Genomic DNA, 23,321 nt, shown 5'->3' with positions numbered 1-23,321 from the left:
TTAATATATATATAAATTCTTATCTTTTCTATCTAACAAACCAAATGTTGGTACGATTGTTGCTTTTAAAAAAATGACAGTTTCTACTGTTCTAATATTATTCGCTAGCCTTTTTGATTTCTGATGCAATAAGCTTTGCTTATCTTCTCTATGTTCTATAAGCCCGCCGATTACCATAATTTCACCGCTCTTAATTTTTAACATAGAGTTCATTTCTCTGATTTCAACAATTGGAATGTCGCTATTTAATTTCATTTTACTCTGCTGTGCGACGTACTCTATATCTGGATCTTTAGTGTAGCCGTTAATTCTTGATAAAGTTGGATGTATATCCATGAATATTTCACTAGTATCAATGTTAATGCTTGGGTGGATTATTAGCACAACACCTATTGGGACGCTATTCATCTTGGTAATTAAGGTCTGATTAGAGTTTCTAGTATCTTTTTGTATATCGGAGGTAAAATAAATATGGTTTTTAGTAAATGAAATCATCGCTTGCTGATTATTTATAGCATGTACTCTGGGGCTTGAAATTACAGTTGAAGTGCCAAATTTGTCTAAATTTTTTACTAAATCTCCTAGATCATTTGCACCAAAGTTCATTGCTAGGTTAATAATGGAGTTATCTTGATTTATTATAGACTTAGTTCCATCTTGTAAGTCATTTAAGTTCATACCAGAAAGGTATTTGTCATCTAGCACAACTTCAACTATTTTTGCCTCTATCATTACTTGAGAGGACGCTAACTTCTTAACCTTATTAATATATTCTTCAACAGCTTTGTGGATATCTTTTCTAGCATTCAAAATAATAACACCAGCTTCTCTGTTGGATGAAAGGAATTCGCCATCATCCACCCCGTTAACATCCATTATTGCATTCAAGCCTTTTTCTAATGAATTCCATAAGTCACTACTGTATTGAGACTTCATAACATTGTTATAGTCCCTATCAACGTTACTTCCATCACTGTTAGTAATATTGTTATTAATGACGAAACTGCTTTGAGCAGAATGTTGAATATTGATGAAGTCTACGTAATAATTTTGTGCGTATGGCAAGTCCTGCTCAATTCTAATTACACCATTACTTGTTGAGTAACGCAGTTTGGCGCTATTTGCTATACTCTGAATTACTTCGTTTATATCCTTATCTTTTAGCTTTAAAATAATATTACCTGATATTTTTGGGTCCATATCCAAGTTAACGTCAGAAAGTTTTCCTATCTCAATCAGCAAATCCTTTACTGATACTTCTTCACTAACATTAATAGAAATAAGCTGATTACTGATTGTGAGATCGGGAAACTCTATTGGTAAAGGCATAATTTCTGGTATTGCCGGTTCATTAATCTCCAAAGAGGTGTTATATTGTTGCAACGGATAATCGTGCTTATAATTGTCTATGTTAATAGGATATTGCTTGGTAGGTAGATGTGTGCAAGAAATAATGAAGAGGAGTATTAAGCATTTAAAAATAGCCATTAGAACAGCATACAAAATCTATACTAATAGATTTCTATAAAAATATTAAAAATGTATTTAATCTCATTTTCATCGAGCAGATAATTGTCGTGTATTAGCTTTGGCTATGTATTTTTTGTATACTCTTCTTGTACTTAAATGTAGACCAGCATAGCCCTAATTTTTTTATATATTTTACTTCTTTCTCTGTATTTAATAATAGGCTTGAAAATAAATGGTAAGCCTATAATTGTTAAGCTTAGAGCTAGGGTTGAAAGTATACAACAGGCTTTGTGTTTACTATGTAGCTCTTTCAGGTAAAGCATCAAAAATCTACAAAATTTTTTGTAATTTTCTTCGATGTTTTTTTTGCTATGAGCCTTGCTAATGAACATATCTATTGCGGTATGAACGTTATTGCACTTAATGTTAAGGTCTGCACCTTTTTCTGTTAACAACTGAGCTATATCAAAATAATCCTTTTGAACAGCAAGATGTAGAGGTGCAAAACCTTGTTGCTCACAAATGTTCATATTGGCTCTAACTTCCAATAACATTTTCACAATTTGTGTATGGCCTTTTTTAACTGCGAGTAGCAAGGGAGTTCTGTTACATTTAGTAACAGCATTAACGTTTACCTTAAGCTTCAATAAGAGCTTAACTGTTTTAGTGTTACCATTATGGCTAGCTTTATGCAGCCTAGCGTTACCATTAAAATCTTGATCGTTTGCTTCTATTCCCTTTGAAACAAGAAATGTTACCATTTTTCTATTATTATGCTCAATAGCGCAATCTAACGCATCAAAACCATGGTTGTTTTTTGTGCAAAAAAACTCTTTAAGTTTAATTTTATCGTTACTTGCTTGCTGTTTTTTTGCAATAAGTTTTACTATTTGCATTTTGTTGTTATACGCTGCTAGGAAAAGCATAGTGTTATTTTCTGCATCTTTGGCTTCTATATTTGCACCTTTCTTTATCAGATATTCTATAATTTCTGCTCTGCTGTCATAATGTGCGGTGCATTGATAAATGGTTAAAAACAAAGGAGTACGAAAATTGTTATCTTCACATTCGAGATTTGCTCCGCTATCAATTAAAATTTGGACGCTTTTTTTAGAACAGTATAGTGAAGCTATATGAAGAGGAGTATAGCCCTCTTTGGCATCTTTTTCATTAATTTTTGCGCCTTTTGTTATCAAAAAATCTATTAATTCCGTGTCATCTTGTAGTGCAGCAAGGTGCAGTGGAGTGAATCCATTTTTATCCTTGGAATTAATTGTCAGTTGGTTAACAAAAAGTTTAGCAACTTTCTTGTGTCCATGCATAATGCAGAGGGTTTCTATTTTCGTTGTCTACGACATTGAAATCAGCTTCGTGCTCTAGTAATGACTTTACTCCAACTAAATCGCCTTCTTTTGTGAACTTATGCAAGAGAGTGATTCCACTTGCATCTTTTGAGTTAATATCAAATCCATTTTCTACTAATTGGTTTATATCTTCCTCACGCGCCATATCACTTAAATCTCTAATTAAACTCTTTTCGCGTTAATAATACCCCTACTTGATTAAGTTTAAATGAATCTGTGAGAAATGGCTAGTGCATTCTTGCATAACAAACTTTTGGCAGCGCATTGGATGAAACGAAAAACTTACTTGACAAACTCCGCCAGCCCTCTTATCATGAAACTGAAGCTATTTATTTATCTTCGCAATCTCTGCAGTGGATTAATGACAAAAAACTTAATGTATTTGGCGTAAATCATGCTTAATTTTTTGCACTATGTGCACCTCATGTCTTTATAAAACTTTTAGGTTTCTACCTATACAAGCCGAAACGCGCTTATAAAGTGTTTAAGACAGTAAAAGACGTCAAATAGACAAGGGAGAATTTGAATACTAGCTACCCTAGGGTTTCTTTGCCTTTTTTTCCATTTGGTAAATTTCTTAATATTTATAGCTAAACGACAACTGTCATCCCTGTAAAGGTCAAGTATCCCGCTACTTGTTAGCGGGATCTATGCTAAGAGATATAGCTCTTTCCATAAAAGTCCGGATGTGATAGGATAAGGATAGATGATGATAAGGAGGTTGAATGCCAGCAGCATATAGTTATGATTTAAGAAAAAAAGCAATGGAAGTGCTAGACGAAGGAGAAAGCAGAGAAACAGTGGCAGCAAGATTTAAGATTGGACAAACTACTTTATGGGAGTGGCAGCAAAGAAGAAAAGAAACAGGAGACTTTCAATCAAAAAAACTTGGAAATGGGGGTTACAATCACAAAATTACCGACTGGGATACCTTTGCCAAATTTGCCAGAGAACACGGAGGAAAGACTCTATCGGAAATGGCTAAACTTTGGAACAACGTTAGTATCCAAACGATCTATCGAGCCCTTAAAAAAATTGGATTTACGCGCAAAAAAAGACATATGGATACAAGGAAAGAAACGAAGAAAAACGTGCTGAATTTTTGAAAATTATAGCGACAAAAGAACCTAAAAACTTAGTGTATATAGATGAGTCTGGCATTGATAACACCGAAGACTACCCCTACGGATATTGCCAGAAAGGACAGCGGTTTTATGCCTTAAAATCTGGAAAGAAAACTCAACGAATCAGTATGGTTGCAGCCTTAAGTGGAAGAAAGATAGTTGTTCCGTTAACCTTTGAAGGCCGCTGTAATATGGATGTTTTTAATGGATGGTTTGAGCAATTTTTGACACCGATCTTGGAACCTGGACAGACTGTCATTCTTGACAATGCTACTTTTCATAAGTCTGATAAGATTATCGAGCTTGCTAAAGGGGTTGGTGCAGAAATTTTGTATCTGCCGCCTTATTCTCCAGATTTCAACAAAATTGAGCATCATTGGTTTGCTATAAAAAACAGAGCCAGGAAAAACATTCCTCTATTCGAATCCTTTCGTCGTGCTGTTGATTCTGCCTTCCTATGACCTGTTCGGACTATTATGAGAAATGCTATACCGTGACGGTATGACGTAGGATTGCTGTCATTCTGCTACTTGTTAGCGGCTGAGATACCGCGAATGAATCGCGGTATGACGGTTAGCGGCGGCATGACGATAAGCTCGTCATTCCGCTACGTGTTAGCGGCTAAGAGATATCGCGGTGGTATAGCTATAAATTGTTGATATCTTTTTTATATCACATTTTTAACTTACAATAGTTAGCCAGCGTTCCTTACATTAACCAAATCTTTCAAATTCTGCACTCACCACTACCTATAACTCACTTTCACGCAATATTGATCGTTCTTAAAAAGCAATCTAACATTTTTTATTCCTTGATTGCGAAGCTTTGATGCAGCTGATTTAGCAGCCTGAGCACTTTTAAAAAATGCAACATATCCCTTACTTTCTGCACTGTCTTGTTTCGGGTGACGTTTCTGCATTTCTTTTTCATATTGCTTTCTGTAATGAGGAGTATTTTGTATCAATTGTTCTGACATCTTTCTTAGGTATTGAACTTTTACTTTTGCAAGCCCAGATTTATGAAATCCTAAGACTTGAGCTGCTTTTTCTGATAAGTCTATTATTCTGCCTTCAATAAAAGGCCCTCTATCGTTAACCCTTGTAACAAGCTTTCTTCCATTTTCTAAATTAGTGACAAGAACAAAGCAGGGTAGGGGCAAAGTCTTATGCGCTGCAGAGATCAAGTGACGGTTAAACACTTCACCATTTGCTGTAAGCGTGCCATGATCTTCTATTCCATACCACGACGCTATCCCTATCTCTTCATAGTGTTTACAGTTTTTTGGGTGATAAGTTATACCATTTATTGTGTAGCTGCTGCCAATTTTATAATGACCTGCAGTGCAGTTAAACCTGTTGCTAAAACTGCAGCTACTTATCAAAACAAATATTAGACATAGAAAGGTTAGGTTTTTTATCATTGTATTCGGTAAGAGGGTTCGATACTATGAGGATTTTAAATTATACTATAATAAATTTAGTAATGAGTAAACATCTACTGCTAAATATTAACAAAACTCAAAAAGGAATAATACATATTATTGGTATAGGTGGAATCGGAATGAGCGCTATTGCTGAAATTCTTCACAATTCCAATTACAAAGTTCAAGGCAGTGATGCACAATCAAACGACAATATAAATAAGTTACAAAAGCTAGGTATAGAGGTTTATATTGGTCACAATGCTAATAATATAAGCCAAGCTCAAATAGTTGTACATTCTTCTGCAATAGAATCTGATAATGTGGAGTTAATTGCGGCAAAAAATAACAATAAAACCGTTTTGCATAGATCAGACATACTTGCTGAAATTATGAAAGGTAAATATGTGATAGCGGTTTCAGGTTCAAGCGGAAAGACAACAACAACGGCTATGATTGCTTCCATTTTTGATCATTCTAATATTGATGCAACTGTAATTGTAGGAGGAATACTAAATTCGTATCAGAGTAATTCAAAACTTGGAAAGAGTGACACTTTTCTGATCGAGGCTGATGAGTCTGATGGAACTATGCTAAAAATCCCTGCAAAGATTGCTGTCATAACAAGTATCAACAATGACCACATAGATTATTACGGCACATTTGATAATATCAAAAATGCATTTTCCCAATTCGTGAATAATGCAGGTTCTGCAGTTTTACCTGATTCTGTAGACATCGATTATGATGCGAGTAATTCTATAACGTTTGGGTTTGAGAATGGTAGCATAAGAGCCAGCAACATTAAACAGCATGCTAACAGCATAGAATTTGACGTGTTGAACAACTGGATTCCAGCATCAGCTACTTGCATGACAAAAAAGCAGGTGTCATCCCATCACCCTCTGTCATCCCAGTGCGTGACACTGGGATCCAGCCCTTTAAAAAACATAGTACTATCAAACGCAATAGGTATTCACAAAGTAAGCAACGCCTTGGCTGCAATATCAGTTGCGATAAAACTCGGGATTAGCGATGCAGAGATTAAAAAAGGCCTTTTGGAATTCAAAGGAGTAGCAAGAAGATTCTCTTTGATTGCCAATATTAAAGGTGTTAAGTTAATTGAGGATTATGCCCATCATCCAAATGAAATATATGCAACTTTAACGGCTGCACGTTCGATTACTAAAGGAAAAGTAATAGGAATTATCGAACCACTTCGTTTTGCTCGCATTCGTAATTTTTTTGATGAATTCATACGAATTTTCATGATGTTTGATTATGTCATCCTTACTCCTGTTCATCCTCCAGAAGATAAGCCTATTCCTGGTTGTGGAATTGATGATATACAAAAAGCTTTAATCAGTAATGGATTTAATAACACAAAAATTATGAATGATGCTTTGCTCATTTCACATTTTATTAGTGATTCGACAAGTCCAGGTGATATAGTATTATTTATTGGTGCTGGTAGTAATATAGCTAAATTGGCAAAGGAAGCTGCAAAGCTCATAGCAGAAACTATACAAACATCTAGTTAAACGATAGAATAAATGCAAGTACTGGTGTCATGCAAACTGGAATCTAGTCAATTATATATATGGAAAATGAATTTAATTGAGAAAAAGAATCCGGACTGGGAGGATTTATATGATAAAATTGTGTAATAAGGCTGGATCCCAGTGTCGAAGCACACAACTGTACGAACGTTGTGATATGGGGGTAACTTCCACTAAGAATGATGTCATCCCAGTGCCCAGACACTGGGATCCAGAAAACTTAATCGTAAATGAGCACACCAGGTGGCTGTATAGTAAAAGCTGGATTCCAGTGTCAGCTACTTGCATGACACCATCCGCTACTCAAATTACCTGTATATTGCAATGTTCATACACTGAAATGTTACAGCGCTGGGATAACATCTTCCGAGACAGAACGTTCCGTGCACACAATTGTGAATCTAGTAAAGGGTTAATGTAATGAATAAGATAATCAACAATGTATTTGCAAGAGAAATTTTAGATAGCAGGGGTTACCCTACTGTTGAGGTGGAAATTGAACTCTGTGATGGAGCAATAGGCAGGGCCTCTGTACCTTCTGGAGCTTCAACTGGTAAATTAGAAGCCTTGGAACTCAGGGACCAAAATGAGAAAAGGTATTGTGGTAAGGGAGTGCTGAAAGCTGTTCAAGCTGTAAATGGGATAATAGCAGATGAAATCATTGGAATGAATGCAGCGGACCAAAATGCAATTGATAAAGCATTAATTGAACTAGATGGAACAAAAAACAAATCAAAACTTGGAGCAAATGCAACTTTGGGTGTGTCTCTTGCAGTTGCAAAAGCAGCAGCAAACAGTTTCAAAATGCCGCTATATAGATATTTGGGAGGAAAGCAGACGAGTGTTATGCCGGTTCCACTCATTAACATAATTAATGGTGGAGTACATGCAGACAATAAGCTCGATTTCCAAGAATTCATGATTCTTCCGGTCGGTGCTGAGACTTTCAGTGAAGCGATTAGAATATCTGCGGAGGTATTCCACAACTTACGTAGCATTCTTAAGAAAAAAGGTTATAGCACAAATGTAGGGGATGAAGGTGGTTTTGCACCAAATATTGAAAGTACTGAAGAAGCACTTGATTTGATCATATACGCTATAGAATCAGCAGGTTATTCAGCGCAAAGTGATTTTGCACTAGGCCTTGATGTTGCTTCATCTACTTTTTATGAAGATGGAATTTACAAATTTGAACACAGAGATCTTACTTCAGAAGAGTTGACTGAATATTATTGTAATCTTGTGGAAAGATATCCAATAATTTCTATAGAAGATGCAATGAGTGAAGACGACTATGAAGGTTGGAAATTACTTACTGCAAAATTGGGGAGTAAAATTCAATTGGTTGGGGATGATTTGTTTGTTACAAATTGTGAACTGATATGCAAAGGAATAGAGGAAAAAATGGCAAATGCTGTACTGATCAAGCCAAATCAAATAGGGACGTTAACAGAAACTTTTGCTGCTATTGAAATGGCAAAATCAAATGGCTATAAAGCTGTTATTTCTCATCGCTCAGGTGAAACAGAAGACACAACAATATCCCACATAGCAGTTGCATCAAATTGCGGGCAAATAAAAACCGGGTCGCTATCGCGTTCTGATAGACTCGCGAAGTATAACGAGCTAATCAGAATAGAAAGCGCATTAGGAAAGGATGCTAAATATTATCGTGGGTTAGCATGGGTTTTATAGACGAAGTAAAATTGTGTTTAAAAGCTGGTGACGGTGGTGATGGCTGTGCAAGTTTTCGTCGAGAAAAGTTCGTTGAATTTGGTGGTCCAAATGGTGGTAATGGAGGAAAGGGTGGAAACATAGTTTTCATCAGCGACGCTAATCTCAACACTTTGCTTCATTTTCGTTATAGAAGACACATTAAAGCAGATAGTGGAAAAAATGGTGCAGGCAGGGATAGATCTGGCACAGCAGGGAAAGACGTTATACTTAAAGTTCCAGTTGGTGCACAAATAATTGATGAAGAAAGTGAAGAGATAATAGTCGATCTTGACAAGCCTGATATGGAATTTTTAATAGCACAGGGTGGAAAAGGTGGACTTGGAAATACTAATTTTAAATCTTCTACTAATAAGGCACCAAGACATTTTACTTACGGTCAGCCTGGCGAAGAAAAACATGTATTATTAAAACTAAAAGTTTTATCAGATATTGGAATTATTGGCATGCCAAACGCAGGTAAATCAAAATTTTTGACTCGCTGCTCAAATTCCGATACAAAAGTAGGCGATTATCCATTTACCACCGTAAGACCTCATTTAGGCATGGTAAAAGTGGATGATAGCGAAGTTGTAATAGCAGATATTCCTGGAATAATTACTGATGCTCACCTTGGAGTTGGGCTCGGGCATAAATTTTTAAAGCACATAGAAAGGTGTCAAATTTTACTTCATTTAATCGATGTAACTCACGATGACGTTGTTTCGGCTTATAGTTGTATCCATAATGAATTGGAACTTTACAATAGTGATCTTGTTGAAAAAGAAGAGATTGTAGTATTAAACAAATGCGACTTATTGAGGGAAGCAGAAATTCTGGAAAAGAAGAATCACCTAGCTAATTATCTCAATAAAGAAGTGCTGTGCTTATCAATTAATGGTGATTTACAGCCTATTTTAAGATTATTAAGTGAAAAATTGAAAAAGAGTAATTCTAAGGAAATCGATGTATATGATCCTTTTAAAGCGTAAATTTTCTATTTATGGATGTACAAGAATGGTAGCGTGCAACCAGAACTAAGCGTACAGCTGTGCAAACATCGTGATTTGAGTCCACCAGAAGGGTGTCATCCCAGTGCCCAGACACTGGGATCCAGGAATTTTATTAAGTTGGTAAGCATAAAAGTAGCCGTTTTATGTTAAAATACAACGTTTTGATGATTATGAAAAGGCTGGATTCCAGACTGGAATGACACCATCATAAAGTGAATCAGTGTCAGCTACTTGCATCTACCATGCAAGTTACCTGAAAATTGCAATGTTCGTACACTTGACTACTTGGATCTAGTATGATTTAATTAACCAAGAAGTAGGCATGAAAAAATTATGTAGTGAACCAGTTTGCATAACACCAGGAGGAAAATATGGATAGAAAGACGAGAATAGAATCAGACAGCTTAGGGGAAGTAAAAGTACCAAGTGAACATTACTGGGGAGCGCAGACTCAGCGTTCTTTAGAAAATTTTAAGATTGGCACAGAAAAAATGCCAGAGTCTCTGATTAAAGCATTAGCAATAGTAAAACTTGCAGTAGCGCGTGTTAATATGAAACATGGTGTTATAGATGATAGGGTAGGGGACGCAATTTGCACAGCCGCGAGGGAAGTAATAGATGGCAAATTTAATAATGAATTTCCGCTTGTTGTTTGGCAAACCGGATCCGGAACGCAGACTAATATGAATATGAATGAAGTGATCAGCAATCGTGCAATAGAGATTTTAGGTGGTAATTTGGGTAGTAAATCTCCAATACATCCAAATGATCATGTGAATTATGGTCAGTCGTCAAATGACACCTTTCCAACAGCAATGCATATAGCAGCAGCAGAGCAAATAAACTGCTTGCTTATTCCAAATCTTGAAAAATTGTATAAGGTGCTGGATAATAAGGTTCAGGAATTTAAAGATATAATAAAAGTAGGACGTACTCATCTGCAAGATGCAACGCCCCTAACACTGGGACAGGAGTTTTCTGGCTATGCAGCCCAGATTAAAAAGGGGATAGAGAGAGTAAAATCAACTTTAAGTGGTATATACGAGCTTGCACAAGGTGGCACTGCGGTTGGCACGGGACTCAATACTAAAAAGGGTTTTGCTGAAGATTTTGCAAAGCAAGTTGCAGGAATTACTAACCTTCCATTTACTTCAGCAGGCAATAAATTTGAAGCGCTAGCAGCAAATGATGCTTTAGTTGAGCTCAGTGGAACACTCAATACAGTAGCAGTCAGTTTAATGAAAATTGCAAATGATATAAGGTTGCTTGGTTCTGGTCCAAGATGCGGAATTGGGGAAATAATGTTACCGGAAAATGAGCCTGGTTCTTCAATTATGCCAGGTAAAGTGAATCCAACTCAGTGTGAAGCAGTAACTATGGTGTGCACTCAAGTTATGGGAAATCATGTTGCTGTGACCATTAGTGGTTCAAACGGTCATTTTGAATTGAATGTGTTTAAGCCAGTGATAATTTACAATGTTTTGCAGTCTATAAGACTTTTAGCTGATGCAAGTTTAAATTTTACAGAAAAATGTGTAATTGGTATTAAAGCAAATGAAGAGAGGATAAAAGATTTACTGAATCAGTCGTTGATGTTGGTCACTATATTAAATACGCATATAGGGTACGACAATGCAGCAAAAATAGCGAAGCTTGCTTATAAAGAAAATATCACTCTAAAAGAAGCAGCAGCAAAACTTCAACTGCTCACTGAGGAAGAGTTTGAAAGGATAGTGAAACCAGAAGAAATGGTAAATTATTTGTAACCGCTCACACTTAATTCTTCAATCTCACTAATAGAAAGGCCAGTAAACTTGACAATAGTGTTAACATCAACATTATTAGCTAGCATTGTTTTTGTAACTTCAATTTTCCCTTCCTCTTTACCAATTTTTTGTATCCGTTCAGCGGAGTGGTAGAATAAGGTAGACAAAGTGATCTAAAAAGATAATCATAGAGCAAAAGTGAGGTAATGTGGTAAACCTTTTAGAACTTTGCAAAAATTTACAGCAAAAAATAGAAAAACTGAAAGCAGAGATAGAAAACTTAAAAGCAGAAAATAAAGCTTTAAAGATAGAGAACGCTGAATTAAAGGAAAGGCTCGGTTTAAATTCAAAAAACTCATCCCTGCCCAGCTCAAAAGAGCTATACAAAATAAAAAAGGACAAGCCAAAAAGCGAAAGGAATGTTGGCGATCAGGTTGGGCATAAAGGAAATTTTCATGCCACAATGGAAGCGGATAAAGTAGTAAAAATAGAGTTGCCTAATATTTGCGAATGCGGAGGAGAGCTTGTAATATGCGAAAAACCTTATGTTCACCAAAAAGTTGATCTTCCGGAAATTAGGCCTTATGTAGTAATTGGAACATGGTCGTTGTCGGAGATGCAGAAAAAGAAAAAGTAGCAAGTTACCAGAAGGTGTTACGCCAGATACATTTGGTCCAAGGGTTAAGTCTATAATTGCAGCACTCAGCGGATTTTACAAAAACTCAAAGCGTGAAGTGGCTAGTATCATAAATGACATTTTTAATTTGAACATAAGTGTTGGCAGCATATCAAATCTTACTATTACCCACAAATATGAGGTTCGTGAGCAAGTCGCCATCCTTCTGCTAAATCAAAGAGACGTTTATATCCTTTCCAAAGAACATAAGGTCCTGGTTCTGGGTCATTTTTTCTTGCTAAATGGCCTCCAAGTTCATGAAACAGCTTCTTTTATGTTGGGAACTACACTTGGACATGGTTTTCTGTGTATTTTAACGTATAAAACTTTCCATTCCTCTTCAGCTAATAAGGTAGTACATGGTAATGTTGGGTTAGCTCTTGCAATTGATGTAATAAAGAAGATCCTCCAAGCAATAATACTCACAACTGTTAGATATCTCATTAGTCTTTCTGCTATTCCAAGCCTACATTCTTCAACTTTGAGACCGGATTTAAAATTTTATGTAATATCTCTATTTTCCATCTAAGGCAATACCAACTAATTTTTTCAACAGCTTCATCGAAAGTATTATAGCATTTCTCATAATAGTCCGAACAGGTCATAGGAAGGCAGAATCAACAGCACGACGAAAGGATTCGAATAGAGGAATGTTTTTCCTGGCTCTGTTTTTTATAGCAAACCAATGATGCTCAATTTTGTTGAAATCTGGAGAATAAGGCGGCAGATACAAAATTTCTGCACCAACCCCTTTAGCAAGCTCGATAATCTTATCAGACTTATGAAAAGTAGCATTGTCAAGAATGACAGTCTGTCCAGGTTCCAAGATCGGTGTCAAAAATTGCTCAAACCATCCATTAAAAACATCCATATTACAGTGGCCTTCAAAGGTTAACGGAACAACTATCTTTCTTCCACTTAAGGCTGCAACCATACTGATTCGTTGAGTTTTCTTTCCAGATTTTAAGGCATAAAACCGCTGTCCTTTCTGGCAATATCCGTAGGGGTAGTCTTCGGTGTTATCAATGCCAGACTCATCTATATACACTAAGTTTTTAGGTTCTTTTGTCGCTATAATTTTCAAAAATTCAGCACGTTTTTCTTCGTTTCTTTCCTTGTATCCATATGTCTTTTTTTGCGCGTAAATCCAATTTTTTTAAGGGCTCGATAGATCGTTTGGATACTAACGTTGTTCCAAAGTTTAGCCATTTCCGATAGAGTCTTTCCTCCGTGTTCTCTGGCAAATTTGGCAAAGGTATCCCAGTCGGTAATTTTGTGATTGTAACCCCCATTTCCAAGTTTTTTTGATTGAAAGTCTCCTGTTTCTTTTCTTCTTTGCTGCCACTCCCATAAAGTAGTTCGTCCAATCTTAAATCTTGCTGCCACTGTTTCTCTGCTTTCTCCTTCGTCTAGCGCTTCCATTGCTTTTTTTCTTAAATCATAACTATATGCTGCTGGCATTCAACCTCCTTATCATCATCTATCCTTATCCTATCACATCCGGACTTTTATGGAAAGAGCTATACTACATAAGGCCTAATTTCCGGAAGATCAACTTTTTGGTGAACATAAGGTTTTTCGCATATTACAAGCTCTCCTCCGCATTCGCAAATATTAGGCAACTCTATTTTTACTACTTTATCCGCTTCCATTGTGGCATGAAAATTTCCTTTATGCCCAACCTAATCGCCAACATTCCTTTCGCTTTTTGGCTTGTCCTTTTTTGTTTTGTACAATTCTTTAGAGCTCGGTAGAGATGAATTTTTCGAGTTTAAACCAAGCCTCTCTTTCAACTCAGCGTTCTCAATCCTCAAGGCCTTATTTTCTGCCTCTAACTCTTCTATCCTCCCTTCCAACTTTTCTATTTTTTGCTGTAAATTTTTGCAGAGTTCTAAAAGGTTTACCACATTACCTCACTTTTGCTCTATGATTATCTTTATTATCTTGCTTTGTCTACCTTATTTTGCCGCTCCCCTGAACGGATACGGTTTAAGACATAAGATCCTTTTTCATAGCTATACTACGTTATCCAGCGTCTGGGCACTGGTTTCTTGGTACTTATTCCGCAATAATTTTTTTTTCCTTCAATAAACTTTGCAGTTCGCCTTTTTCGTACATCTCGCGAGTGATGTCGCAACCACCAATAAACTCTTCCTTTATATATAATTGTGGAATTGTTGGCCAATCAGAAAACTTTTTTATAGATTCACGTATTTCATCATTCTCCAACACGTTAATATACTTAAACTTCACGTTCAATTTTTTTAGGATTGACACGACGAGTCCAGAGAATCCGCATTGAGGAAAATCAGAAGTGCCTTTCATATACAATACCACATCATTTTCTGTTATATCTTTTTTTATTTGTTCAAAATTGCTCATAAATTCACCTTATTTTTAAGTATTAGTTTCCAGTTGCAAGGCGTGTATAGACTGACCTTCCAGAGCTTTATATACCATTTTATGCTGTTCTATTTTTGTCTTTCCAAGAAAACACTTGGAGTTTATTTTTAAATGATAATGGTCATCATCTCCAGCAAGATCATGAATCTTTATATCAGCGTCGGGGAACGATTGTTTGATGATCCTCTCTAATTCGTGAATTGCAATAGCCATTGATTTGCTTTAAATTACAATACTTTCATTATAAATCTAAAACGATTGAGCGCAATAAAAAGTTGCTATCATAAAAAATAGAAGCATACTATAATAATGGAATGACAAATTATGCAGGGAGGCTTTGTGGTGGGCGAAAGATTTAAATTCACATATCTATTGGTTTTGCTAACTTTTTCATTTAGGTGCTTATCTTGCGATGATAAAATAAATAACTTAGAGAATGTTTACATCAAAGCTAACTATTTTGGAGCATTCTTCAATGCAATAGGTTCTCTAGAAGGAAAAGAAGATGCAGGTGACAATATAACAGAGGGGGTTTTTAGTTTTAATAAGAAGGAGCGAATTGAAGCTGGATACAGTCCTAAATATGTTCCAGGGTTTGCCGGTAGTGCTGCAATAGGATATTTATTCAAAAATATGAGAGTTGAGTTTGAAGGCTTATATTCTCAGACTAACTTATATGATGAAGATTATTCAGATAAGAAAAAAGCAAGATATATTGAACTTCGTCGTCACAATGATGCGTCTACTGGAGCGGAATGCAATTCACCTTGGAGAAGTGGAAAGGTTGATATTCACATTCAAGAAAATTGTAGTGTTGAAGCAGAGTTCAGAGCTGCATTTAAGATGAAAAATGAAGGTTTTAATAACTTAGCTGGAATGGTCAATGTATATCGTGATTTTAATATAGCAAAAATGCCATTCACCCCATATGTTGGTATTGGTGCAGGTGTAACTAGGGTTAAATTTCTAGGAAAAACCAGATATGCCTTGGCTTACCAAGCAAAACTTGGTATCAATCACCAACTTACAGCACAAACTCAAGCATTTGCTGGTTTACGCTATTTTGGTATCCTTGATAACCAATTTAAAGATATTGTACCAGGAATAAAGATACTAGCTGGTGAAGGATATATTCCTGCCGGTGGAGGAAGTAAAGTTGATGAAACTGCACGTGTTGAATCAACAACTGCAACCATTACCAATAGGTTTGGCATATATGGCTTAGAGTTTGGATTGGTTTATCACTTTTAACTTTATCCAATAAATTACATATGTGAAGATAGTAAATTCAGCGTGCTGAGAACATTAGAAAGACGAGATTTTAATTGATTTTCATATTTACTCCAATCTTGTATTGCCTTTCTTGCAACACCTGAATCAACTGCGGCTTTTGCAACAGCAGGAGCTACTATAGAAATTAATCTTGGGTCAAATGGAGTAGGTATTATATATTCACGTCCATAGCCCATTTTACGACCGCCATAGACTGCAGATATCTCACCTGGTACTGGCTCACGGGCAAGCTTTGCTATTGCATCTGCAGCTGCAATTTTCATTTCATCATTTATTGTTGTTGCATGTACATCAAGTGCCCCTCTAAATATATAAGGAAAACCCATTACGTTGTTGACTTGGTTGTTGTAATCTGACCTACCAGTTGCAATTATTGCATCTGGCCTCACAGATTTTGCAAACTCAGGCCTTACTTCTGGATCGGGATTGGCAAGAGCAAAAATAATTGGGTCTTTGCCCATACTCTTTAACATCTCTTCATTTAACACATCTTTTGCAGATAGTCCGATGAATACATCAGCGCCTTTTATTGTATCAAGTAGAGAACGTTCGGAAGTATCAATTGCATACTTTTCCTTCCACTCATTCATATCCTCGTTTCTACCTTTGTATATTACTCCTTGCTTATCACACAGCACTATATTTTTAGCGCCCATGGACTTTAGTATTTCTAAACATGCAATACCGGCTGCTCCAGCACCATTCATAATGATCTTAACGTCCTCTAATTTCTTTTCAACAATATCAAGAGCATTTTCTATGCCAGCTGCAACAACCACCGCAGTTCCATGCTGGTCATCATGGAACACTGGAATATCCATCAGTTCATTCAGGCGTTTCTCTATTATAAAACAATCGGGAGATCTTATATCTTCTAAATTTATCCCCCCCCAACTTGGCCCAAGATACCTTACTGCATTGATGAAATCTTCTATATTTTCTGTACCAACTTCTATATCAACTGCATCAATATCAGCAAAACGCTTAAATAAAACAGCTTTGCCTTCCATGACAGGTTTTGCAGCAAGAGGACCGATATTACCAAGTCCAAGCACTGCAGTGCCATTTGAAATGACAGCAACACAGTTGCTTTTTGCTGTATAATCATAAACAACCTCAGGATTTTTAGCTATTTCAAGGCACGGAGCTGCAACACCAGGGGAATAAGCAAGTGACAAATCATACTGGGTAGATAAAGGTTTTGTTGGCATGATTGAAATTTTACCAGGGTTACCACCTCTGCTGTGATACTTAAGCGCTTCTTGTTTTGTGGTACTATCTAAATCATCGTTCATCATTACATCCTTATATTTTAAGCTTGTATTTTTTAAGTATATGGAGTTTTTATAAATATTCAATTGTAAACTATTAACTTGTGAACTCTGTTGTACTTCTGTATAAGTTTACCTATTACGTAAGATGATATTACATGCTTAAAAAAAACGTGCCTAATTTGCTTACAATTTCTCGTGCACTTGCAATACCAGCAATAATATTAAGTTTTTATATAGAAAATAAATATGCAGGCCTGATAACAATATCAATCTTTGTGTTTGCGTGCATTACGGATTTTTTTGATGGTTACCTGGCGCGTGCGTGGAAAGTCCAATCAAAGTTTGGCAAGCTATTTGATCCAATTGCTGATAAATTAATAGTGGTTTCAACGATAATTATGCTAATTTATAAGCAAAAGATAAATGATTTTACAATAGTACCGTCGATTATCATCATCTGTCGGGAGATATTAGTTTCGGGTTTACGGGAGTTTCTGATAGCTACAAATGTTAGTCTACCTGTAAGCAAAGCTGGAAAAATTAAAACATTTTTGCAGATGGTTGCTGTAGTAGCGCTAATAATGAACGATTATTATATGATTCAATATACAGGTGCGATTTGTTTATGGGTTGCAGCTATTATAACTATGTGGTCAGGCTATAATTATATCCTAGCCGGCATCAAACAGATTGATTAAATCTCCTAGGAAATAGTTAATAGACAAGAGTAGTTAATATCTTAGTGATATTGACTCAGAAAGCAAAAAGGTGTATAATTGTATTAACTTACAACTAATTAGGTTAATATTATGAAAATACCTAGTGGCAAATTTTCTTCTACTAAAAAGGTTCCAGGAAAGAATAAGAAAAAAAGAGATTTTGAACCATTAGAAGAGTTTTTTTGGGATTTTTGGCCAACAGTTGATAAAGAAGTCAAAAGAGAAAGGCTAGAACAAGAACTATTAGCACTAAAAAAAAGAGAGCTATATAGAAAATGTGCATCATTGGCAACAATGGTCCCATTTACATTGCTGATGGCGATTGAACTGGAAAAAACATATAGCGATCAGGTATTACTTGGTGTTATAAGCAGCGCATTAGGCCATACTATATTACCTTTTATGGTCTTATCTCTCATTTGTACGCTATATTTAATTTATAATAATAGGAAAATAGCACAAAAAGAACGAGAGTTGGAGAATATTGAAAATGGAGAGGAAGTAAAGGAAAAAGAGCACGATATTTCTGATATAGGTCAGTGTTTGATCTATATTGAGGCTATAACAACTGCACTGGTTATTGTAGGTATGATAATGGGTGAAACATCTTCACTTGAAGCAGCAGAGGATGCAATTTTATTTCTTGCCAATGCAATTGCTTTTCTTGCAACTCTTGTTTCTTATATTGATAAGCATGAAAAAAATAAGAAAAAGGAAACAGAAAAGTCTGATCTTGATGAGAAATCTAGCAAGAAAACTAGCAATATATCTGTAGCCGGATTGGCGCTTGCTGGTTCTTCTGTATTTTTAATAAGAAGGATAATGTTAATGGCATTAGCATCGTCCTTAAATCCTGCTGTTGGACCTACTTTAGGCTTGATAGGTATTGCAATTTTTATGGCTGTACAGGTCTTAACTATACATTCCTACAGTAAGACGCTGAAAGATCCAAAAGTGGAAGGACGAGGTGAATCAAGAAATGCAGGTAGTTCTGACCGTAGTTATAAAGAAGAAGGAACTGCTATTGCCTAAGAAATTTATTTATTTATTTAAGTAATATTTAGGTCTATACTTTATTTTGATCGAAAAAAATCTTATGTATAAGACTTTAATCACGTGCTTTATTTTTCTAATTTGCTCCTTTACACAATCGTATGCGAATGATCTTGAAAAAACTGAAACTGAACTATATGAAGAAGCAGTTGAACTTTTTGACCAGAAAAAATATAAACAAGCTATTAGGGCATTTCATAAGATAGAGGATTTGTATCCTTTGTCTTATTGGGCAATGAAAGCGAAATTATTATCTGGAGTTTCTCACTATAATATGGGTAACTATAGCAGTGCTGCAAGTGATATGGCTGATTATATATATGTTTATTCAAATGGTGAAGATTTACCATATGTATACTACTTAAGAGTATTATCTTGTTACATGCAAATTAATAAAGTGCAACTTGGACAGCAAACTGCATATAAAACTTTAGAGCTGGCTACAGAGTACATTAATCTCTTTCCAGGCAGCGAATATGTAGACGAGATAAAGGAAAAAGCAAAGCTAATCACAGAGCATATATCAACAAAAGAGTATTCTATCGGTAAATTTTACCTGAGGCGTGGTGAATATTTAGCAGCAATTAAGCGTTTCCAGAATATGGCAAGCTATAAGGATTCTAAATATTTTTCTAAGTCTATTAACCATTTAATAGCAGCCCATTCAGCTCTTGGCCTTGACTTAGAAGCTGAGCAGTATGAAAGTATGTTATTAGCAGAAAACCTGCAAGATGCCAAGCCAGAGGCTTGAAAATTTGCTTTAGCTTTTTCTATGCTTTGATATATAATTAGGTTTTTAACTATTTGAATATGGCTGGTCATTCACAATTTTCAAATATAAAACATCGGAAAGGCGCTCAGGATGCAAAGCGCTCTCAAAAATTTACGAAGCTGATCAGAGAAATAGCAGTTGCTGCAAAGCAAGGGCTACCCGATCCCGAACTCAACCCGCGCCTTCGCTCTGCTATATTTGCTGCACGCAAGGAAAATCTACCAAAAGATAAAATAGAAACAGCAATAAAAAATGCAACTGGTAACGTTGCTGGAGAAAATTACGAGGAAATACAATATGAAGATCATGGGCCTTCTGGCACTGCACTCATTGTCCATGCCTTGACTAATAACCGCAACCGTACTGCTTCTGAGGTACGTTATATCTTTTCTCGTAAAGGTGGAAATTTAGGAGAAACAGGAAGTGTTAGTTACCTTTTCGATCATGTAGGCTTAATCGTTTATAAAGCAGAGGGTATGAATTTTGACGATTTATTCAGTCATGGAATCGAATTAGAAGTATTGAATGTTGAGGAAAATGACAAAGAAGGATTACACGTTATAACTTGTGAAATAAAAGATTTTGGTAAAGTACGCGATGCCTTTTATGCAAAATTCGGAGAACCAGAACTTGCTCGTCTTTCATGGCAGCCAAAAGATCTGATTGAAATTAGCGATAAAGAGTTGATTGATAAATTATCTGCATTGGTTGAAGAGCTAGAAGATAACGACGATGTACAGTATGTGGAAGGTAATTTTACTTTTGTTGATGCTGTTTAAATGATGAAGCTGATTATATTTATACTGCTTTATATTTTACCAATATTTAATATACACGCCCTTAAGACTCCAGATAACAGTAAAAAGACTTTTTTAATATCCAGCACCATAAAATCTTCCTTTTTTGCCACGGGAATTGAGCAAGGGTTGGCGCCAAATACAGTGGTGAAATTAATCAACATATATAAAGATTTCGGTGTTGATTTTAAAAAAGACATTGTGCCGAAGAGTAAATTAGAGGTTCTTTTTGAGAGATTGCCTAATAATCAGAAGACTGAAGAAAAAATTTTATATGCTTCACTGACAATAAACAAGAAAGCTATTAGTTTATATCATTATAAATCGCAAGACGGCAAAGAAAGATATTTTAATAAAGAAGGAATAAGCTTAAAAAATGGCGAAATTTTTGCAAATCCTTTAAATGGAGATTATCGTATATCTTCAAAATTTGGCAATAGAAAGCATCCTGTTCGCGGTAAAATTGCTTTTCACAAAGGAGTGGATTATGCAGCTAAACTTGGCACTCCCATATACGCTGCTGCAGAGGGTGTGATAGAATATATAGGAAAGAATGGTGGCTATGGAAATTACATCAAAATAAGACACAAAAATGAGTATTCAACCTGTTACGCACATATAAATAGATTTAGTGGCGATATAAAGTTAGGCTCTAAAGTAAAGCAGGGGCAGGTCATCGCCTATGTTGGTAGCACTGGTGTTGCAACAGGACCCCATTTACATTACGAAGTTATATATAATGGCAAACACATCGATCCGCTTACGATAGCACATAAAACTGAAGTAAAATTGCCTGATCATGAATTAAGAGAGTTTAAACTATTTGTAAATAAGATAAATAAAACGATCAACAGAGAGGGTTCAAGTGAAAAAGAAGTTTAAAGACAATATGGATAAGAATACGATAAACGATAGAAATTTGAGTCAAATTCGGGCTTTTCCTGTACTAATAGCGCTAGGATTAATTTTATCGCTGCTTTTTTTGGCATATGACAGCACAATTGCACTTGGAGTTGCTGCCGTTTCAATTTTGACTTTTCTTCAAGGATTTTTTATTAATGACCCTAATGAAGCAAGAGTGATAGAATTTTTTGGTCATTATATTGGAACTTATTTTAAGTCTGGAATATGTGTAACGCTTCCCTTTTCAAGCAAATATATAGTTTCCCTAAAATTTCAAAATATCAACACAGAAAAAATAAAAGTGAATGATGCCAATGGAAGTCCAATAGAGATTTCAGCAGTGATTGTTTGGAGAGTGAACAGCCCGGCGAAGGCGTATTATAATGTTAACAACTATCACGAATTTGTTTTTGTACAAAGTGACTCAGTAATAAGAGAATTAGCTAGTAACTATCCGTATGACAGCGAGAGCAATGAGGAATCTTTACGTAAAAATTCTGATAAAATTTCGAGTGAATTGCAGTCAATGTTACAACAAAGATTAGATATTGCAGGAATTGAGATTACAGAAGCAAGAATATCGCATTTGGCATATTCGTCCGAGATTGCACAAGTAATGTTAAGGCGTCAACAAGCACATGCTATCACTTCTGCAAGAAAGCTTATAGTGCAAAACGCAATAGGAATTGTCGAGGAAGTAATAGCTCATTTTGAAAAAAACAAAAGCTTACAATTAGATGGCAAGCAAAAGGTTCAATTGATAAATAATTTGTTGGTTGCCCTAATCTCTGAGCAAGATGCACAACCGACGATTAGTTTAGATAATAATTAGCATAGAAGCCGATTGGGTTTCATAAATGCAAGTCACTATTAATTTCTTGATTAATAGACTAAATGATGTTATAAATTACACGCATTAGGGGTGCTCTAGAAAAGCTGAGAGTACATAAAGTACAACCCTTTGAACCTGATATTGTTAAAGCAAGCGTAGGAAAATGTATGTATATAAATATTGAAGAATGCTTCGGCTTCATTGCGTTAATTGCATCTCTAATTGGATTATCACCTCAAGTATATAAAGCATATATCACTAAAGTTACTCGTGATGTATCGATGTTAATGTTAGTAAACTATCTTATTTGTTCATTGTCTTGGATTGGCTATGGTCTTTACCAGAGCTCAATTTTTGTGGTGCTTAGCAACATTGCTGGATTAGTGATTAGCATAATATCAATTATTCAAAAATGTTACTACGATGCAAAACCTGCACCATGATCATGTGCTGCACTGCAGTACACAACAACAATATCGTTCTATTGTAGTGCTAAATGGAAAAATACCGAGCTCATCGTTTTTTAAACGAGATATACCTATTATTGCTGTAGATGGAGGAGCAAACAAGCTTCTATCAATTGGCGTAAAACCTGATCTTGTAGTAGGAGATTTGGATAGCGTAAATCTGGATTTACGTGCTAATTTGAATACGATATATCTACCTGATCAAGATTATTGCGACTTTTCTAAAGCAATGGCTCACTTAAAAACAGTAAAGTTATTGCCATCAATAGTAACGGGTATTACTGGAGGAGCAATTGATCACATACTACAGAATATTAACATTTTTCTAAGTACGGGCAGTATCTTTTACACACCTTCACCTCCCATGGTAGGTTACACTTTACAAAAAGGTATTACCCATTTTTTTTCTTTGCCAAAAAATACTAAAATATCTTTACTTGGTATACCGAGAGCTCAAATATCAACTAAAGGATTAAAATGGGAACTGCACCTTAGTAATCTTGCTTTTCCGGGAAAAAATTCTTGCTTTAATCGAAGTTTAGGCAATAAGGTATCCGTAGAAGTACACAGTGGTATATGTCTAGCGCTGACACTGGTTCCTTTATGACGTGTCATTCCAGTTTCAGCTACTTGAATGACAGCAGTCCTACGTCATACCGCCGCGGTATCTCTTAGCCGCTAACAAGCAGCGGGATGACGAATT

General features: G+C 35.8%; 21 protein-coding genes, 6 pseudogenes and 1 riboswitch. Of the genes and pseudogenes, 16 read left to right on the top strand and 11 right to left on the bottom strand.

Going from position 1 to position 23,321, the window contains the following annotated elements; genetic code table 11:
- Both AAGD93_RS04120 and AAGD93_RS04115 read right to left on the bottom strand, forming a co-directional pair.
- Positions 1-1,488: a type II secretion system protein GspD gene (locus AAGD93_RS04120; RefSeq protein ID WP_015588942.1), complete on the bottom strand. Its 1,488-nt coding sequence runs from the start codon at positions 1,486-1,488 to the stop codon at positions 1-3.
- A 134-nt stretch (positions 1,489-1,622) separates the two neighbouring features.
- Positions 1,623-2,979 (bottom strand): annotated as a pseudogene (locus tag AAGD93_RS04115) (ankyrin repeat domain-containing protein).
- Between the two features lie 580 nt (positions 2,980-3,559).
- Between AAGD93_RS04115 and AAGD93_RS04110 the strand changes: the two are divergent.
- Positions 3,560-4,419 (top strand): IS630 family transposase gene (locus tag AAGD93_RS04110; RefSeq protein WP_341819111.1). Its coding sequence is split into 2 segments (ribosomal slippage): positions 3,560-3,884 and positions 3,884-4,419, totalling 861 coding nucleotides; the frame shifts between segments, so codons are not numbered across the junction.
- A 284-nt stretch (positions 4,420-4,703) separates the two neighbouring features.
- Here the strand turns inward: AAGD93_RS04110 and AAGD93_RS04105 are convergent.
- Positions 4,704-5,378 (bottom strand): septal ring lytic transglycosylase RlpA family protein, encoded by a 675-nt coding sequence (locus tag AAGD93_RS04105; RefSeq protein WP_319803674.1) that lies wholly within the window; start codon positions 5,376-5,378, stop codon positions 4,704-4,706.
- Between the two features lie 26 nt (positions 5,379-5,404).
- Here AAGD93_RS04105 and murC point away from each other — a divergent pair, with 26 nt between their 5' ends.
- The 4 genes and pseudogenes from murC (at position 5,405) to cgtA (ending at position 9,642) form a co-directional block, all read left to right on the top strand.
- Positions 5,405-6,919, top strand: a complete 1,515-nt coding sequence (gene murC, locus AAGD93_RS04100; RefSeq protein ID WP_341819110.1) for a UDP-N-acetylmuramate--L-alanine ligase — start codon at positions 5,405-5,407, stop codon at positions 6,917-6,919.
- A 193-nt stretch (positions 6,920-7,112) separates the two neighbouring features.
- A pseudogene (locus AAGD93_RS07670) lies at positions 7,113-7,229 on the top strand (WPE palindromic element domain-containing protein); the annotation flags it as partial.
- A gap of 128 nt (positions 7,230-7,357) precedes the next feature.
- Positions 7,358-8,632: a phosphopyruvate hydratase gene (gene eno, locus AAGD93_RS04090; protein WP_264703982.1), complete on the top strand. Its 1,275-nt coding sequence runs from the start codon at positions 7,358-7,360 to the stop codon at positions 8,630-8,632.
- Positions 8,620-9,642, top strand: coding sequence for an Obg family GTPase CgtA (gene cgtA, locus AAGD93_RS04085; protein ID WP_065095390.1), 1,023 nt, complete (start codon positions 8,620-8,622; stop codon positions 9,640-9,642). Before eno ends, cgtA begins: the two co-directional genes overlap by 13 nt.
- Here the strand turns inward: cgtA and AAGD93_RS04080 are convergent.
- The gene (locus tag AAGD93_RS04080) at positions 9,632-9,757 is read right to left on the bottom strand and encodes a hypothetical protein (RefSeq protein WP_341819109.1); all 126 of its coding nucleotides are present in this window, start codon (positions 9,755-9,757) and stop codon (positions 9,632-9,634) included. The genes cgtA and AAGD93_RS04080 overlap by 11 nt on opposite strands.
- Positions 9,758-10,034: 277 nt before the next feature.
- Here AAGD93_RS04080 and fumC point away from each other — a divergent pair, with 277 nt between their 5' ends.
- The gene (gene fumC, locus AAGD93_RS04075; RefSeq protein ID WP_341819108.1) at positions 10,035-11,429 is read left to right on the top strand and encodes a class II fumarate hydratase; all 1,395 of its coding nucleotides are present in this window, start codon (positions 10,035-10,037) and stop codon (positions 11,427-11,429) included.
- On the opposite strand, the pseudogene AAGD93_RS04070 reads toward fumC, so the two are convergent.
- Positions 11,420-11,557: pseudogene (locus tag AAGD93_RS04070) on the bottom strand (transposase); the annotation flags it as partial. The gene fumC and the pseudogene AAGD93_RS04070 overlap by 10 nt on opposite strands.
- Positions 11,558-11,637: 80 nt before the next feature.
- Between AAGD93_RS04070 and AAGD93_RS04065 the strand changes: the two are divergent.
- Positions 11,638-12,223: pseudogene (locus tag AAGD93_RS04065) on the top strand (DUF6444 domain-containing protein); the annotation flags it as partial.
- A gap of 7 nt (positions 12,224-12,230) precedes the next feature.
- On the opposite strand, the pseudogene AAGD93_RS04060 reads toward AAGD93_RS04065, so the two are convergent.
- From AAGD93_RS04060 to AAGD93_RS04040, 5 genes and pseudogenes are all read right to left on the bottom strand, one after another.
- Positions 12,231-12,677, bottom strand: a pseudogene (locus tag AAGD93_RS04060) (IS4 family transposase); the annotation flags it as partial.
- Positions 12,678-12,706: 29 nt separating this feature from the next.
- Positions 12,707-13,566, bottom strand: a protein-coding gene (locus AAGD93_RS04055) for an IS630 family transposase (RefSeq protein ID WP_264705388.1) whose coding sequence is annotated in 2 segments (ribosomal slippage) — positions 12,707-13,242 and positions 13,242-13,566 — 861 coding nt in all. Because the reading frame shifts where the segments join, the coding sequence is not laid out codon by codon here.
- A 62-nt stretch (positions 13,567-13,628) separates the two neighbouring features.
- Positions 13,629-14,012: pseudogene (locus AAGD93_RS04050) on the bottom strand (IS66 family transposase); the annotation flags it as partial.
- Between the two features lie 151 nt (positions 14,013-14,163).
- Entirely contained in the window at positions 14,164-14,487 is a 324-nt protein-coding gene (gene grxD, locus AAGD93_RS04045) for a Grx4 family monothiol glutaredoxin (RefSeq protein WP_006280013.1), read from the bottom strand.
- A gap of 15 nt (positions 14,488-14,502) precedes the next feature.
- Complete coding sequence (locus tag AAGD93_RS04040) at positions 14,503-14,721, bottom strand: BolA/IbaG family iron-sulfur metabolism protein (protein ID WP_264718713.1); 219 nt, start codon at positions 14,719-14,721, stop codon at positions 14,503-14,505.
- 111 nt (positions 14,722-14,832) lie between these two features.
- Between AAGD93_RS04040 and AAGD93_RS04035 the strand changes: the two genes are divergently transcribed.
- Positions 14,833-15,759 (top strand): P44/Msp2 family outer membrane protein, encoded by a 927-nt coding sequence (locus AAGD93_RS04035; RefSeq protein WP_341819107.1) that lies wholly within the window; start codon positions 14,833-14,835, stop codon positions 15,757-15,759.
- Between the two features lie 14 nt (positions 15,760-15,773).
- Here the strand turns inward: AAGD93_RS04035 and AAGD93_RS04030 are convergent, their stop codons facing one another.
- Entirely contained in the window at positions 15,774-17,096 is a 1,323-nt protein-coding gene (locus AAGD93_RS04030; protein ID WP_077188090.1) for a malic enzyme-like NAD(P)-binding protein, read from the bottom strand.
- A 134-nt stretch (positions 17,097-17,230) separates the two neighbouring features.
- Between AAGD93_RS04030 and pgsA the strand changes: the two genes are divergently transcribed.
- From pgsA to AAGD93_RS03990, 8 genes are all read left to right on the top strand, one after another.
- On the top strand, positions 17,231-17,773 hold the full coding sequence (gene pgsA / locus AAGD93_RS04025) for a CDP-diacylglycerol--glycerol-3-phosphate 3-phosphatidyltransferase (protein WP_264703993.1): 543 nt from the start codon (positions 17,231-17,233) through the stop codon (positions 17,771-17,773).
- Positions 17,774-17,884: 111 nt separating this feature from the next.
- On the top strand, positions 17,885-18,826 hold the full coding sequence (locus AAGD93_RS04020) for a hypothetical protein (protein WP_341819105.1): 942 nt from the start codon (positions 17,885-17,887) through the stop codon (positions 18,824-18,826).
- A 64-nt stretch (positions 18,827-18,890) separates the two neighbouring features.
- Positions 18,891-19,598: an outer membrane protein assembly factor BamD gene (locus AAGD93_RS04015; protein ID WP_341819104.1), complete on the top strand. Its 708-nt coding sequence runs from the start codon at positions 18,891-18,893 to the stop codon at positions 19,596-19,598.
- Between the two features lie 59 nt (positions 19,599-19,657).
- Entirely contained in the window at positions 19,658-20,398 is a 741-nt protein-coding gene (locus tag AAGD93_RS04010) for a YebC/PmpR family DNA-binding transcriptional regulator (protein ID WP_341819103.1), read from the top strand.
- 3 nt (positions 20,399-20,401) lie between these two features.
- A complete protein-coding gene (locus tag AAGD93_RS04005; RefSeq protein ID WP_341819909.1) occupies positions 20,402-21,298 on the top strand; it encodes a peptidoglycan DD-metalloendopeptidase family protein in 897 nt (298 codons plus the stop codon).
- Between the two features lie 7 nt (positions 21,299-21,305).
- Positions 21,306-22,151: an SPFH domain-containing protein gene (locus tag AAGD93_RS04000; RefSeq protein ID WP_341819908.1), complete on the top strand. Its 846-nt coding sequence runs from the start codon at positions 21,306-21,308 to the stop codon at positions 22,149-22,151.
- Between the two features lie 76 nt (positions 22,152-22,227).
- A riboswitch (TPP riboswitch) is annotated at positions 22,228-22,330 on the top strand.
- The gene (locus AAGD93_RS03995) at positions 22,319-22,594 is read left to right on the top strand and encodes a SemiSWEET family sugar transporter (RefSeq protein WP_006280002.1); all 276 of its coding nucleotides are present in this window, start codon (positions 22,319-22,321) and stop codon (positions 22,592-22,594) included. (Overlaps the previous riboswitch by 12 nt.)
- A complete protein-coding gene (locus tag AAGD93_RS03990; RefSeq protein ID WP_341819101.1) occupies positions 22,575-23,225 on the top strand; it encodes a thiamine diphosphokinase in 651 nt (216 codons plus the stop codon). Before AAGD93_RS03995 ends, AAGD93_RS03990 begins: the two co-directional genes overlap by 20 nt.
- The last annotated feature ends 96 nt before the right edge of the window (positions 23,226-23,321 follow it).

Source organism: Wolbachia endosymbiont (group A) of Brachyopa scutellaris (assembly GCF_964026995.1).
GTDB classification, from domain to species: Bacteria; Pseudomonadota; Alphaproteobacteria; order Rickettsiales; family Anaplasmataceae; genus Wolbachia; species Wolbachia pipientis.
Note: the sequence above shows the minus strand (reverse complement) of the source record. Positions and strands in the feature narration are given on the sequence as shown.